The organism is Bradyrhizobium sp. I1.14.4, from assembly GCF_050435825.1.
In the GTDB taxonomy this organism is placed as follows: Bacteria; Pseudomonadota; Alphaproteobacteria; order Rhizobiales; family Xanthobacteraceae; genus Bradyrhizobium.
This window is the reverse complement of sequence record NZ_JBNDLA010000006.1, coordinates 214126-228560: the sequence shown is the minus strand read 5'-3', so window position 1 is coordinate 228560 and position 14435 is coordinate 214126. Positions and strand designations below refer to the sequence as shown.

Here is a 14435-nt window from a genome sequence, read left to right as displayed (position 1 = left end):
GCAAGGACAATGGAGCGCACATGAAGATTGCCGTCGAAACGACGATTGCTGCCCCGATCGCGGATATCTGGCGCGCCTACACCACGCCTGACGACATCAAGCAGTGGAATGCGGCTTCTGACGATTGGCACACCACTGCAGCGACCGCTGACCTGCGCGCCGGCGGCGCCTTCTCGTCGCGGATGGAGGCCAAGGACGGCAGCATGGGGTTCGATTTCGCCGGCACGTACACCAAGGTCGAGGAACCCCGGCTGCTCGAATATTCGTTCGGCGATCGTACCGCGCAGGTCGCATTCACGCCGGAGGCCGACGGCGTCAAGGTGCAGGTCAGCTTCGACAGCGAGGGCACCCATTCGGTCGAGCAACAGCGCGGTGGCTGGCAGGCGATTCTGGATAATTTCAAGCGCTACGTCGAAGCAAAGCGGCGGTCCTGATCCGGCGACGGGAGGACTCGACGCGCCAATGGCTCGACCGTGCCTCGTCCTCTGTTGGCTTGGGCGGTTAGTCGAGCTGCCGGCAGCGCCAAAACTCAATCGCCGTCCTCTTCTTCGGTTCCCCGTGAGTTCGATGCCGAGCGGCCGCCGTACTGCCGTGGAACGGCTGCGGGCTTTCTCGGGCTGACGCCCTCGCTTTCACGCAGCTCCTTGCGGGCGCGCCGCGCCGTTCGCATCGCGCGCTTGATATTTGAATCGTGCGAGTCCTCGTCGAAGAAAAGGACGATCTCGCAGCTTGGGCACTGACGCGAATAACCGTTCTGCAGCCGCTTGGCTCGATCGCGAAAGACGTTCTTGCAGCGTGTGCAACGGATTTGGACGGAGTCTTCCATATCGATCCCAAAATATCGACGAACAACGCGAACGCTCACAATCTCCTTGAGGGAACAACTCTGCATTAAGATATCACGAAGCACGCCGCCGAAGGTCGTTGCGAGAACTGGAACCCGCAACGTCACGAATAGAATGCGTCCGGCATCTCGAGCGTAGCCGGAACTTTGTTCACGCACGGAGAACTACGGAAGCGGTTCGTGCGCTGAATGATAAAGAACGGGGCGTGATTTCAGAGCAGACCGTGACTTCAAAAAAGATAGGCCTCAGCGCGTGGGCCACGCCGAGGCCAAGTTGACACTTTGGTCGTGAGGCACCGACACCGGCGCCTCGGTGCTTAACCTACCTGCGTTTCTCTGCAGTCAAATAGCCCATTTGGGCCATGATCGTTGGCCGCGGATGTGCGACCGGATTCGCTAGGATGTTGCACCATTCGGGGCTTGAGCCAACGCCGTCCGCGTGTCTTTCAAGCGGGCGGCGTTGTGCATTTTGCGCGCGGAACGTCGTGCCGGACAATCTGCAGCTCAACCTGCTGCCAGTCATCGATTGCCATTCGGCGCCACCGATTTGCGAACCGCTGCAATCCGGGACAAGCGAGATCGAGGCCGGGCGGCCCGCCGCCGTGATAGCCAATTTGGGACATGCGCCGTTGGCACAAAGTGTGCAGAGTTGGATCCGTCAGGATTTTGCATCACCTTCCTGGGGCTAGCGCCAGCGCCGTCCGCATCTATTTCAAGCGGGCGGCGTTGTGCATTTCGGCGACCGCGCGGGCTTTCCTCCGGCCACCACCAGGCTGCGCTTAGCGGTCAGCGATCCACCGGCCGAATCTCGAGGTTCTCGACTTTCACGGGCGGAGTTGAAGGGGCGTTCTGCTCGTTCAACGGATGCAGCGCGATCGGAGTATTCGTGCCGCCGACAAGAACATTGACGCCAGCGTCGCCGGCATGCGCGTAACCACCGGCGAGATCGTCGAGGCCGAGCCACGGCACCGGCGCCATTACCTTCCAGGTCAATGCGACGTCCTGATCGCCGATGAAAACGCCGAGGTTGCGAATCGCCGCGACGTAGCGACTGTCCGGCGCGCTATCGACATGCAGCACGCAATCGAGATTGGTCACCGGGCCCACAATGAAACCGGTATCGGGCCCGCCACGACACTCAAGCGTTCCGGCCTGCACCTGCTGTGCATCAGCCGTTGCGATGGGTGTGACGAGAACTGCCGCGCCACATGCAGCGGAGACGATCGAATGACCCGTTGTACGCATGGTGATGTACAACGCGCATGGAAGCGAAATCGGCCCACGACCTCGCACGCGTCCTTCGCGCGTGGTTAAGAGAGCCTTAGAACTTGGGTTTGGCTGCCGCCGTAGTCGACCTTCGCGGGCGCTACGTCGAAATGGCTTGCTCGGGCAAGGTCAACTTCCGAGCACCAGAGGCAACAGGGCGAAAAGCAGGGACCCGTCCTGGCACTGACGCCGGGCCATTCGGATCACAGGCAGTCGGGCTGTCCGCGAAAACTACGCCGCCGGGCTCGAAATGCACCGTCCCGGCGGCGCCCTGTTCCAATCTGGGGCCGCAATCCCAGTCATGGTCTGTCTGCAAGCCCGGCTCAAAGGTTCGAAGCCACCGTAGTCATACGGGCCCTAGCGTCTGGCGATCGACTGGTGTTGGTTGCCGATCTTCTTGTGCCCGGGCGGAGGTCCAATTGTCGCCCAGACCACTGCCGCGATCACGATCGCGGTCAGGATGGCGCCGGCCAAGGGCTGATCGTTGTTCACGATCCGCCCGGTCAACCGTGATGCTCCAGCTTCCGCATCTCCTGCAGGCGAGCCAGGCAAAAATCCCGATACAATTCGTTGATGAAATCCCACATGACCGAATCCCCTTGGTCCAATGATGGGACGCTACGCCGGGTTTGTTTCCGGCTGGCTTCGCGGCGCGCGGAAAATGGTTTCATTGAAGGAGGAATGGAGTGGCGATCCCGGCAGGATTCGAACCTGCAACCCGCGGAGTAGAAATCCGCTACTCTATCCAGTTGAGCTACGGGACCGTGGCCGCCTTGTAGCACCCGCAATATGAAAAATCCGCCCTTCCGCCAAGTCCGTCCGAACCGATTTCTGGGGCCGGACGACAAAGGCGAGCAGGGGTCCCGCCCTGCGGTGGCCTGTCCAGCCTGCCGAGCCGGCACGATGCTGCCGCCGGGGCTGGTCGAAGGAATGTCGGCAATGCGATCTGCGACGTTTTCGTGCGTTCATGTCAACGCCTTCACTCCGTCACCTTTTCGCGCATTTTTTAGCCCCAATGCGGCGCTCGACCGCGGGGCGTTCAGGAGCTCCATCATGATCGGATTGATTCGTGCCGCCGCGATCTGCGCCACGCTGGCGCTCGGGCTCGTGAACGCCCAGGCCGCGGACAAGGCCTTCAAGCGTGACGATCTCGCCGATTCCGCGATCAAGCTGGAGGCCCAGATCAAGAGCGAGGCCGGCGCGGTCAACAAATCGGCCGCGACCTTGCGCACGGATGCGGACGCCGCTTTCAAGCGCAATGATTTCCGCGGCGGCCTGCAGATCCTCGGCCAGATCGCGGCGACCACGCCGGAGGACAGTGCCAACTGGCTGCGGCTCGCCAAGACCGTCTTCCAGATTCGGTCGGCCAGCTCCAGCGAGCAAACATTCCTGATGGAGCGCGCCTCCACCGCGGCCTACATCGCCTACCAGCGTGCCGGCAATCCGGGCGAGGAGGCCGACGGGCTGGCCGTGCTGGGCAAGGCTCTCGCGGAGCGCAAGCTGTGGCGTCCGGCGCTGGACGCGTTGCGGCTGTCGCTCGACATGCGCGAGGTGGCCGATGTCCGGGGCCAGTATGAGAAGATGCGCGATGAGCATGGCTTCCGGCTGCTCGATTATACCGTCGATTCCGATTCGGCCTCGCCGCGGGCCTGCTTCCAGTTCTCCGAGGAGCTGGCCAAGCGCGTCGACTTCGCGCCGTTCCTGGCGCAGGCCGGCACCGACAAGCCGGCATTGTCGGCGGAGGGCCAGCAACTCTGCGTCGACGGGCTGAAGCACGGCGAGCGCTACAACATCAATCTGCGCGCCGGCCTGCCATCGACGGTCAAGGAGACCCTGCCGAAATCGGCCGAGTTCAACATCTATGTCCGCGACCGCAAGCCGTTCGTGCGGTTTACGGGGCGCGCCTATGTGCTGCCGCGGACCGGACAGCGCGGTATCCCGGTGGTCAGCGTCAACACGCCGGCGGTCACCGTCGACGTCTTCCGGATCGGCGACCGCAACCTGATCAACACGGTGATCGATAGCGACTTCCAGAGCACGCTGAGCCGCTACCAGCTCTCCGACCTCGGCGGCCAGCGCGGCGTCAAGGTGTGGTCCGGTGAGCTTGCGACCGCGACCACGCTGAACCAGGACGTCGTCACCGCGTTTCCGGTCGACCAGGCGCTGGGCGATTTGCAGCCCGGTGTCTACGTCATGACCGCCGCAGCCAAGGGGCCGGGCAGCGATGACGATGGCACGCTGGCGACGCAATGGTTCATCGTCTCGGACATGGGGCTGTCGGCCTTCTCCGGCAATGACGGTATCCACGTCTTCGTCAATTCGCTGGCTTCGACCGAACCGGTCGCCAACGCCGAAGTAAAGCTGGTCGCCCGTAACAACGAGATTCTCGCCACCCGCAACACCGATGCGGCCGGCCACGTGCTGTTCGAGCAAGGGTTGGCGCGCGGCGAGGGCGGGCTGTCGCCGGCTCTGCTTACGGTCGCAAGCGAGAAGGCCGACTACGCCTTCCTGAGCCTGAAGAGCAACGCCTTCGACCTCACCGACCGTGGCGTCGCGGGCCGGGCGATCCCGGCCGGCGCGGACGCCTTCGTCTACGCCGAGCGTGGCGTCTACCGCTCCAACGAGACAGTCTATTTGACCGCGCTGCTGCGTGACGGGCAAGGCAATGCCCTGACCGGGACGCCGCTGACCATGGTGATCGAGCGCCCCGACGGCGTCGAATTCCGCCGCACCGTGCTGCCCGACCAGGGCGCCGGCGGCCGCATGCTGGCGGTAGCGCTGAACTCCGCGGTGCCGACGGGTACCTGGCGGGCCCGCGTCTTCACCGACCCCAAGGGTCCGGCGGTCGGCGAGACCACCTTCATGGTCGAGGATTACATCCCCGAGCGGATCGAATTCGATCTGACCAGCAAGGAGAAGATGATCAACGCTGAAGTTCCAGTGGAACTTCAGGTCAGCGGCCGTTTCCTCTATGGCGCGCCGGCCTCGGGCCTGCAGCTCGAAGGCGACATGCTGGTCGCGCCGGCGGCGGGCGGCCGGCCTGGCTATGCCGGCTACCAGTTCGGCGTCGACGACGAGCAGACCGCAAGCAACGAGCGGACCCCGATCGAGGACCTGCCGGAGGCCGATGCCAATGGCGCGGCGACCTTCCCGGTGAAACTTGACAAGGTCCCGGCCTCGACCCGGCCGCAGGAGGCCCAGATATTCATCCGCATGGCGGAGACCGGCGGCCGTTCGGTCGAGCGCAAGATCGTGCTGCCGGTGGCGCCGGCGGCCTCGCTGATCGGCGTCAAGCCGCTGTTCGGCGACAAGAGCGTGGCCGAGGGCGACAAGGCTGAGTTCGACGTCGTGTTCGTCGCTCCCGACGGCAAGCAGCTGCCGCGCAGCGGGCTGCGCTACGAGCTGTTGAAGCTGGAGTCGCGTTACCAGTGGTACCGGCAGAACTCGTCCTGGCAGTATGAGCCGGTCAAGTCGACCCGCCGCGTTGCCGATGGCGACGTCAACCTCGCGGCCGCCAAGCCGATGCGCCTGAGCTTCCAGCCGCCGCCCGGCCGCTACCGGCTCGACGTGAAATCGACCGACGCCGACGGTCCCGTGACCTCAGTGCAGTTCGACGTCGGCTGGTATTCGGACGGCAGTGCCGATACGCCCGACCTGCTCGAAACCTCGATCGACAAGCCGGAATATCAATCCGGCGACACCATGACAGTGTCGGTCAACGCGCGCACATCAGGCAAGCTCACGGTCTATGTGCTCGGCGACCGCCTGCTGACGACCCAAAGCGTCGACGTCAAGGAGGGCACCCAGCAGGTCAAGCTCCCGGTCGGCAAGGACTGGGGCACCGGCGCCTATGTGATGGCGACGCTGCGCCGGCCGCTTGATGCCGCCGCCGGGCGCATGCCCGGCCGCGCGATCGGGCTGAAATGGTTCGGCATCGACAAGAAGGCGCGCACGCTTGCCGTCGAGCTTTCGCCGCCCGCATTGGTGCGGCCCGGCTCGACGCTGAAGATCCCGGTCAAGCTCGGCGGGCTCAACCCCGGCGAGGACGCCGAGGTGGTGCTGGCCGCGGTCGATGTCGGCATTCTCAACCTGACCAACTACAAGCCGCCGGCGCCGGACGACTACTATCTCGGCCAGCGCCGCCTGACCGCAGAGATCCGCGACCTCTACGGCCAGCTGATCGACGGTATGCAGGGGACACGCGGCCAGATCAGGAGCGGCGGCGATGCCGCCGGTGCCGAGTTGCAGGGCTCGCCGCCCACACAGAAGCCGCTGGCGCTCTATTCCGGCATCGTCACGGTCGGCCCCGACGGCTCCGCCGAAGTGAGCTTCGACATCCCCGAATTCGCCGGCACCGCGCGGGTGATGGCGGTGGCGTGGAGTGCAACCAAGGTCGGCCGTGCCAATGTTGATGTGATCGTGCGCGATCCCGTGGTGGTGACGGCGACGTTGCCACGTTTCCTGCTGACCGGTGACAAGGGCACGATCAGCATGGATATCGACAATGTCGAAGGTGCGGCCGGCGATTATGCCGTCATCGTCAAGGCGAGCGGCCCGATCAAGGCCTCGGGCAACCCGACCACGACCGTGAAGCTCGCCGCCAAGCAGCGCACCTCGCTGTCGCTTGGTCTGGAGGCCGGCGGCGCCGGGCGAGCCGACTTCGACGTCGACATTTCAGGGCCGAACGGGCTGACGCTGGAGCGGCACTATCCGCTCGACGTCAAGCCCGCGACGCAAGTGCTGGCGCGCCGCTCGATCCGCACGCTGGCGAAGGGCGAGAGCCTGACGCTGACCTCGGACATGTTCTCCGATCTCGTCCCGGGCACCGGCAGCGTCTCGATCTCGGCGAGCCTGTCGACCGCGCTCGATGCGGCGAGCATCCTGAAGGCGCTCGATCGCTACCCCTATGGCTGCTCCGAGCAGATCACCAGCCGCGCATTGCCGCTGCTCTATGTCAACGATCTCGCCGCCGGCGCCCATCTCGCGATGGACACCGCGGTCGACCAGCGCATCCGCGATGCGATCGAGCGGCTCCTGGCGCGACAAGGCTCAAATGGTTCGTTCGGCCTGTGGTCGGCGGGCGGCGACGACGCCTGGCTCGACGCCTACGTCACCGACTTCCTGACCCGGGCCCGGGAAAAGGGATTTGCGGTGCCGGACGTGCTGTTCAAGAACGCACTCGACCGCGTCAGGAATTCGGTGGTGAATGCCAACGAGCCGGAGAAGGACGGCGGCCGCGATCTGGCCTACGGCCTCTACGTGCTCGCGCGCAACGGCGCGGCGCCGATCGGTGACTTGCGCTATCTCGCCGACACCAAGCTGAACAATCTGGCGACGCCGATCTCCAAGGCGCAGCTGGCCGCGGCGCTGGCGCTGGTCGGCGACAAGGCGAGGGCCGAGCGCGTCTATGGCGCCGCGCTCGATGCGCTGAACCCCAAGCCGGTGATCGAGTTCGGCCGGGTCGATTACGGTTCGTCACTGCGCGACGCTGCTGCGCTGGTCTCGCTCGCGGGCGAGGGCAATGCGCCGCGCACGACGCTGACGCAGGCGGTGCTACGGGTGGAAGCGGCGCGAGGGCTGTCGCCCTACACCTCGACGCAGGAGAATGCGTGGATGGTGCTGGCGGCGCGCGCGCTCGCCAAGGAGACGCTGGCGCTCGACATCAACGGCCAGCCGGTCAAGACAGCGGTCTATCGCAGCTACAAGGCCGAGGAGATGACGGGCCAGCCGCTCAAGATCACCAATACCGGCGATGCGCCGGTGCAGGCGGTGATTTCGGTGTCGGGCTCGCCGGTGACGCCGGAGCCGGCGGCCTCCAACGGCTTCAAGATCGAGCGCAACTATTTCACGCTCGACGGCAAGCCGGCCGACGTCACCAAGGCAAAACAGAATGACCGCTTCGCGGTTGTCCTGAAAGTCACGGAAGCCAAGCCGGAATTCGGTCACATCATGGTCGCCGACTATCTGCCGGCCGGGCTCGAGATCGACAACCCGAACCTGGTGTCGTCAGGCGATTCCGGCACGCTGGAGTGGATCGAGGATGGTGTCGAGCCGAAGAACGCCGAGTTCCGCGACGACCGCTTCACGGCGGCAATCGATCGCGGCGCCAACGACAAGTCGGTGTTCACGGTCGCCTATGTCGTGCGCGCGGTGTCGCCGGGCAAGTACGTGCTGCCGCAGGCCTATGTCGAGGACATGTACAATCCCTCGCGCTACGGCCGCAGCGGCACCGGCTCAGTCGAGGTGAAGCCGGCGAAATGAGTGAAGATGTGCGCCCAGAACTCTCTTCGTCATCCCCGGGCTTGACCCGGGGATCGACAGGCTCGCCAAGCGGAGCGAAAGTCGCGGATGGCCGGGTCAAGCCCGACCGTGACGCGAGTAGCAAGCGGCGCATTCTGCGGTTCGCAGTTTGCGTGGTCGGCTTATTCGTTGCGATCACCGGCGCGTTCGCCGCCTGGGTCGTCTCGCTCGGGCCACTGCCGCTCGACAAGGCCGAGCAGGTCTCGACCACGGTCGTCGATCGAAATGGAAAACTGTTGCGCGCCTACGCGATGGCGGATGGACGCTGGCGGCTGCCGGTCGACGCGAAGACATTAGTCGATCCCGGCTATCTGAAGCTCCTGTTCGCCTATGAGGACAAGCGCTTCTACGAGCATCACGGCGTCGATCCGCTGGCGCTGTCGCGGGCCGGATTCCAGCTGCTCACAAGCGGCCATATCGTGTCGGGCGGTTCGACGATCACGATGCAGCTGGCGCGGCTGATCGAGCCGCGCCACCAGCGCTCGGTCTACGCGAAGCTGCGGCAGATGGTGCGCGCGGTTGAACTGGAGCAACAGCTCTCGAAGGACCAGATCCTCGATCTCTATCTCGCGCTGGCGCCTTTCGGCGGCAATCTCGAGGGCGTACGCGCCGCCTCGATCGCCTATTTCGGCAAGGAGCCGAAGCGGCTCTCGCTCGCAGAAGCCGCGCTGCTGGTGGCGCTGCCGCAGTCGCCGGAGCGGCGGCGGCTTGACCGGTACCCCGAAGCCGCCCATGCCGCACGCGATCGCGTGCTCGATCGCATGGTCGAGGATGCCGTGGTGTCGAAGGAAGACGCCGCGCAGGCGAGGGCTGCGGCGGTGCCGAAGATGCGCAAGCAGATCCCGATCCTGGCGCCGCATTCGTCCGATCAGGCGATCGCGACGATGAAGGATGCGCCCGTCATCAAGCTGACGCTCGATGCCACGCTGCAACGGAACCTGGAGGCGCTGGCACGCGACCGCGCCGTTGCGCAGGGGCCTGACGTCTCGGTCGCTATCGTCGTGGTCGACAATGAGACGGGCGACGTGCTCGCGCGCGTCGGCTCGGCGGACTATTTCGACGACCGGCGCGCCGGGCAGGTCGACATGACGCGCGCAGTGCGCTCGCCGGGCTCGACGCTGAAGCCGTTCATCTACGGCCTCGCCTTCGAGGATGGCTTTGTCCATCCCGACAGTCTGATCGAGGATCGGCCGATCCGCTTCGGTTCCTACGCGCCGGAAAACTTCGACATGACGTTCCAGGGCACGGTGCCGATTCGCAAGGCGCTGCAATTGTCGCTGAACGTGCCGGCGATCGCGCTGCTCGACCGGGTCGGCGCGAGCAGGCTGTCGTCGCGGCTGAAGCAGGCCGGCACCAATCTCGTGCTGCCGAAGGACGAGGCGCCGGGCCTTGCGATGGGGCTCGGCGGCGTCGGCATCACGCTGCAGGATCTCGCCCAGCTCTATTCCGGATTGGCGCGGCTCGGTGCGACAAAACCGCTGCGCGAGATCGTGCAGGCGAATGACGGCCGCGACACGATGCGGCTGATGGATCAGGCCGCGGCCTGGCAGGTCGGCAATGTCCTGCTCGGCACGCCGCCGCCGGAGAACGGCGTGCACAGCAGGATCGCGTTCAAGACCGGCACCAGCTACGGCTATCGCGATGCCTGGTCGGTCGGCTTCGACGGCCGCATCACGATCGGGGTCTGGGTCGGCCGTCCGGACGGCGCGCCGGTGCCGGGTCTGGTCGGCCGCACGGCCGCGGCGCCCATCCTGTTCGACGCCTTTGCGCGCACCGGCAAAATCCCCGCGGCATTGTCGAAGCCGCCGCGCGGCGTGCTGGTCGCCTCCAACGCAAAACTGCCGCCGCCGCTGCGCCGGTTCCGGCCGCTCGGCGAACTGATCCGCACCGGCAACGACCAGGCCCCGCACATCCAGTTTCCGCTGAACGGCTCACGCATCGATGTCGATCAATCCGAGGGCGGCCGCAACGCGGCGATGCCGGTCAAGGTCGCCGGCGGGGTACTGCCGCTGACGGTGCTCGTGAATGGTGTCTCAGCCGGGGACATCGACAGCCGGCGCCAGCGCCTGATCGACCCGCCCGGGCCGGGCTTCGCACGGCTCACCGTGATCGACGCCACGGGGGCTGCGGATACCGTTGTGATCCGCGTGCAATGATCGCACGAGAAAGCGGAGCGGCGCGGTTGGAAAGCGGAACAGCACAGTTGTTTGCGCTGCGGTTTCATCGTATGCGAAACCCATGGTGGATAGCCTCCAACCCCGGCGCTTCGGAGCAGGGCAACAGTCTGTAAAGCCTGCGCATTCGAGCCGCAGGCTGTTCATGGCGTTCGAATTCGCAACGGCCAGCCAATGGCGTTCGATCCTGTTCCTGACGCTGACCTGCCTGGTGTTGTTCCTGCCGGGCTTCTTCGCCATCCCGCCGATCGACCGCGACGAGGTGCGATTTGCCCAGGCGACCAAGCAGATGGTCGAGAGCGGCGACTTCGTCGACATCCGCTTTCAGGACGACGTTCGCTACAAGAAACCGGTCGGCATCTACTGGATGCAGGCGGCGGCGCTGAAGACGATCTCCGCGCTCGGGGTGCCGCGGGCCCAGGTCCGCATCTGGGTCTACCGCCTGCCGTCCCTGATCGGCGCCATCGGCGCCGTTTTGCTGACCTATTGGACGGCGCTTGCATTCGTGACGCGACAGGGGGCGGTGCTGGCCGCCTTGATGATGGCAAGCTGCGTGCTGCTCGGGGTCGAGGCGCGGCTCGCCAAGACCGACGCGATGTTGCTGCTGACCGTGGTCGCGGCGATGGGCGCGATGGCGCGGGTCTATCTGTCCTGGCAGCGCGGCGAGGACCCGGCGCACCCGTCGTGGTGGCCACCAGCGATCTTTTGGACCGCGCTGGCGGTCGGCATCCTGCTCAAGGGGCCGCTGATCCTGATGTTCGTCGGCCTCGCAATAGCGGGGCTTGCGATTCTCGATCGATCGGCGGCTTGGTTCTGGCGCATGCGCCCGGTCTGGGGCCTGATGTGGACCCTGGTGCTGGTGCTACCGTGGTTCGTGCTGATCTTCCTGCGTGCCGGCGACACGTTTTTTGCCGACTCGGTCGGCGGCGACATGCTGAGCAAGCTCGGAGCCCAGGAATCCCACGGCGCGCCGCCCGGGCTCTATCTGCTGCTGTTCTGGATCACATTCTGGCCCGGCGCACCGCTCGCCGGCATGGCGGCGCCGGCGATATGGCGTGCGCGGCGCGAACCCGGCGCGCAGTTCCTGCTGGCTTGGCTGATCCCGTCCTGGATCGTGTTCGAGGCCGTGCTGACCAAGCTGCCGCATTATGTGCTGCCTCTCTATCCGGCGATTGCGATCCTGACCGTGGGCGTGCTGGAGCGGCGCATGCTGTCGCGCTCCTGGCTGGTGCGCGGCGCCGCTTGGTGGTTCGCTATCCCCGCGTTCGGCGCAGTCCTTGTGATCGTCGGCGCCATCAAGGCGATCCATCAGCCGGTGTTTCCGGCCTGGCCGTTGTTCGCCGTGGCGATGGTGTTCGGCCTGATCGCGTGGTGGATGTTCGAGGACAGCCGCGCCGAGCGCTCGCTGCTCAATGCGGTGATCGCCGCGGCGCTGATGGCCAGCGGCACCTATGGCGTGGTGCTGCCGCGGCTCACCACCGTGTTTCCGAGCCAGGAGGTCGCGCGCGCATTGCGCAACGTGACCTGTGTCGGTCCGAAGGCGGCCGCTGCCGGCTTCCACGAGCCGAGCCTGGTGTTCATGACCGATACCTCGACGCTGCTCACCGACGGATCGGGCGCTGCCGATTTCCTGGGGCAGGGCTCCTGCCGCTTTGCGCTGGTCGAACAGCGCTCGGAACGTGCCTTCGTGCAGCGCGCCGAGGCGATCGGCCTGCGCTACAACGCGCCGGTGCGGGTCGAGGGCTACAACATCTCGCAGGGCAAGGCGATCTCGATCGCGATCTTCCGTTCCGAAGGAACGGAATGACATGTCGGCACCGCCAGCCACCGCGGAATCCGCCAACTATTTCGGACGATTGCTGACGCTGGTCTGGCTGTCCTTTGCCCAGCTCGTGCGGTCGCCGTCGCATTCGCGCCGGGCCGAAGCGGCGCGCCGCTCCGCGCGCCACATGCTTTTGCTCGTCGTCATCGTCGGCGCCGTGATTATCACGCTGATGTACGCGTTCGACGTTACCGAGATCAGCGTGATGCCGCCACGCGGCACGCCGAGCCTGTGGTGGGTGAAGATGCTCACTGATTTCGGCAAGGACGAGTATGTGCTGTGCGCACTTGGCCTGTTGCTGATTGTGGTCGCGTTGGCTGCACCTGCGCTGCGCGGCGTGCCGCGCGCCACCTTGCTCGGCCTCGGAACGAGGCTGCAATACCTGTTCCTGTCGGTCGTGTTCTCGGTCGCTGTCGGTGAACTGATCAAGTGGATCGTCGGCCGTGGGCGGCCATTTGTGGGCGGCAAGGCCAATGCGTTCAACTTCCAGCACTTCGCCGGCACCGAGGCCTATGCGAGCTTTCCGTCGGGACATGCGATCACGTCGTTCGCATTGGCCTTCGCCGTATCGACGGTGTGGCCGCGGGCGCGGATCGCGATGCTGGTCTATGCGCTGGTCATCGCCGCAACGCGGCTCGTGCTGCTGGCCCACCATCCGAGCGACGTGGTGGCCGGCGCGCTGGTCGGCGTGATCGGCGCAATGATCGTGCGTTACTGGTTCGCCGCCCGCCGCCTTGGTTTCGCCATTGATCGCGATGGCACCGTGATGGCGTTGTCGGGACCGTCGGAAGGGCGCCTCAAAAGGGTTGCGAGGAGCGCCTTCGCCCCATAAAAGCGGTCGCCCGATGGCCGGATCGGGCGGGTTCCAGCCGCTTCAACGCCAACCACGAGTGCCGATTTGCCTGCTTCCGACCAGACGCCGGTCGCCGTTTCCATCGTCGTGCCTGTGCGCAACGAGGCGGATAATATCGCGCCGCTGGTCGCCGAGATCGCGGCTGCACTCGACGGACGCTGGGCCTACGAGATCGTCTACGTCAATGATGGCTCGACGGATGCCACGGGCGAAAGGCTGAGCGCGATCATGGCGCAGCGGCCGAATCTCCGGCAACTTCGCCACGCCGTCTCCTCGGGGCAGTCGGCGGCCGTACGCAGCGGCGTGCGCGTGGCGCGCGGTACGATCGTGGCGACGCTCGATGGTGACGGCCAGAACAATCCGGCCTTCCTGCCGGACCTGATCGCCGCGATCGAGAGCGGCAATGGACGCGTCGGCCTCGCCGCAGGCCAGCGCGTGGGGCGCAAGGACACCGGTTTCAAGAAGCTGCAGTCGCGCATCGCCAATGCGGTGCGTGGCATCATCCTGCGCGACGGCACCCGCGACACCGGGTGCGGCTTGAAGGCGTTTCCGCGCGAGGTGTTTTTGGCGATGCCCTATTTCGACGGGCTGCATCGATTCCTTCCAGCGCTGGTTCGCCGCGAGGGGCTGGCGATTGCCTATGTCGACGTCGTTGACCGCCCGCGCCACTCCGGCGTGTCGAATTATGGATTCTTCGACCGGCTCTGGATCGGGATCATGGATCTCGCCGGCGTGTGGTGGCTGATCCGCCGCAAGAAGCCAACGCCGGTCGTCACCGAGGTGAAGTAATGCTGATTCAGTACGGCCAGGCGTTGAGCGCCTATCTCTACGACGTGTTCATAGCCAAGTTCGACTTCTGGCTGGCGTTCGGCCTGATCGCGCAATTGTTCTTCACCGCGCGCTTCCTGGTGCAGTGGATTTCCAGCGAACGCGCCGGCCAGAGCGTGGTGCCGATGGCGTTCTGGTTCTTCTCGATGGGCGGCGGTCTGATGACGCTGATCTACGGCCTCGCCAAGCGCGAGCCAGTCATCATCATCGGGCAGGGCCTCGCCACGCTGATCTACATCCGCAACATCATGCTGATCGTGAAGAACCGCGGACGCGCGTCGAAGACGCTCGACAGCTGATCCTCACCGTCGTCAGTGCGGCGAGCGGTATTCCGGGCCTCGGGAATCT

At 65.5% G+C, this 14435-nt stretch carries 10 protein-coding genes and 1 tRNA gene; 7 read left to right on the top strand and 4 right to left on the bottom strand.

The features are described from left to right. Window positions 1–20 precede the first annotated feature (20 nt). Window positions 21–434, top strand: coding sequence for an SRPBCC family protein (locus ABIB78_RS15315; protein ID WP_429025789.1), 414 nt, complete (start codon window positions 21–23; stop codon window positions 432–434). A 95-nt stretch (window positions 435–529) separates the two neighbouring features. Here the strand turns inward: ABIB78_RS15315 and ABIB78_RS15310 are convergent, their stop codons facing one another. The 4 genes from ABIB78_RS15310 to ABIB78_RS15295 form a co-directional block, all read right to left on the bottom strand. Then, the gene (locus ABIB78_RS15310; RefSeq protein ID WP_429025787.1) at window positions 530–1003 is read right to left on the bottom strand and encodes a hypothetical protein; all 474 of its coding nucleotides are present in this window, start codon (window positions 1001–1003) and stop codon (window positions 530–532) included. Window positions 1004–1630: 627 nt separating this feature from the next. After that, window positions 1631–2101 carry a DUF992 domain-containing protein gene (locus ABIB78_RS15305; RefSeq protein ID WP_429025785.1) on the bottom strand — a complete coding sequence of 157 codons (471 nt, stop codon included), beginning with the start codon at window positions 2099–2101 and terminating at the stop codon, window positions 1631–1633. Window positions 2102–2467: 366 nt separating this feature from the next. Then, the gene (locus ABIB78_RS15300; RefSeq protein WP_429025783.1) at window positions 2468–2617 is read right to left on the bottom strand and encodes a hypothetical protein; all 150 of its coding nucleotides are present in this window, start codon (window positions 2615–2617) and stop codon (window positions 2468–2470) included. A gap of 180 nt (window positions 2618–2797) precedes the next feature. Further along, window positions 2798–2874, bottom strand: a tRNA-Arg gene (locus tag ABIB78_RS15295). 289 nt (window positions 2875–3163) lie between these two features. On the opposite strand from ABIB78_RS15295, the gene ABIB78_RS15290 reads away from it, so the two are divergent. The 6 genes from ABIB78_RS15290 to ABIB78_RS15265 all read left to right on the top strand — a co-directional run bounded on the left by ABIB78_RS15290 (window position 3164) and on the right by ABIB78_RS15265 (window position 14386). Continuing rightward, window positions 3164–8371: an alpha-2-macroglobulin family protein gene (locus ABIB78_RS15290; RefSeq protein ID WP_429025781.1), complete on the top strand. Its 5208-nt coding sequence runs from the start codon at window positions 3164–3166 to the stop codon at window positions 8369–8371. After that, complete coding sequence (gene pbpC / locus ABIB78_RS15285; protein ID WP_429025778.1) at window positions 8368–10566, top strand: penicillin-binding protein 1C; 2199 nt, start codon at window positions 8368–8370, stop codon at window positions 10564–10566. The genes ABIB78_RS15290 and pbpC overlap by 4 nt, the downstream gene beginning before the upstream one ends. Window positions 10567–10648: 82 nt before the next feature. Continuing rightward, window positions 10649–12391 carry an ArnT family glycosyltransferase gene (locus tag ABIB78_RS15280; protein WP_429025775.1) on the top strand — a complete coding sequence of 581 codons (1743 nt, stop codon included), beginning with the start codon at window positions 10649–10651 and terminating at the stop codon, window positions 12389–12391. Window position 12392: 1 nt separating this feature from the next. Beyond that, the gene (locus ABIB78_RS15275; protein WP_429025772.1) at window positions 12393–13238 is read left to right on the top strand and encodes a phosphatase PAP2 family protein; all 846 of its coding nucleotides are present in this window, start codon (window positions 12393–12395) and stop codon (window positions 13236–13238) included. 66 nt (window positions 13239–13304) lie between these two features. After that, window positions 13305–14048 carry a glycosyltransferase family 2 protein gene (locus ABIB78_RS15270; RefSeq protein ID WP_429025769.1) on the top strand — a complete coding sequence of 248 codons (744 nt, stop codon included), beginning with the start codon at window positions 13305–13307 and terminating at the stop codon, window positions 14046–14048. Next, on the top strand, window positions 14048–14386 hold the full coding sequence (locus ABIB78_RS15265; protein WP_429025766.1) for a lipid-A-disaccharide synthase N-terminal domain-containing protein: 339 nt from the start codon (window positions 14048–14050) through the stop codon (window positions 14384–14386). Before ABIB78_RS15270 ends, ABIB78_RS15265 begins: the two co-directional genes overlap by 1 nt. The last annotated feature ends 49 nt before the right edge of the window (window positions 14387–14435 follow it).

Bases quoted from the DNA above. Each gene is read 5' to 3' on its own strand.
- ABIB78_RS15315 (WP_429025789.1), top strand. From the start codon at position 21: ATGAAGATTGCCGTCGAAACGACGATTGCTGCCCCGATCGCGGATATC.
- ABIB78_RS15290 (WP_429025781.1), top strand. From the start codon at position 3,164: ATGATCGGATTGATTCGTGCCGCCGCGATCTGCGCCACGCTGGCGCTC.
- pbpC (WP_429025778.1), top strand. From the start codon at position 8,368: ATGAGTGAAGATGTGCGCCCAGAACTCTCTTCGTCATCCCCGGGCTTG.
- ABIB78_RS15280 (WP_429025775.1), top strand. From the start codon at position 10,649: ATGGTGGATAGCCTCCAACCCCGGCGCTTCGGAGCAGGGCAACAGTCT.
- ABIB78_RS15275 (WP_429025772.1), top strand. From the start codon at position 12,393: ATGTCGGCACCGCCAGCCACCGCGGAATCCGCCAACTATTTCGGACGA.
- ABIB78_RS15265 (WP_429025766.1), top strand. From the start codon at position 14,048: ATGCTGATTCAGTACGGCCAGGCGTTGAGCGCCTATCTCTACGACGTG.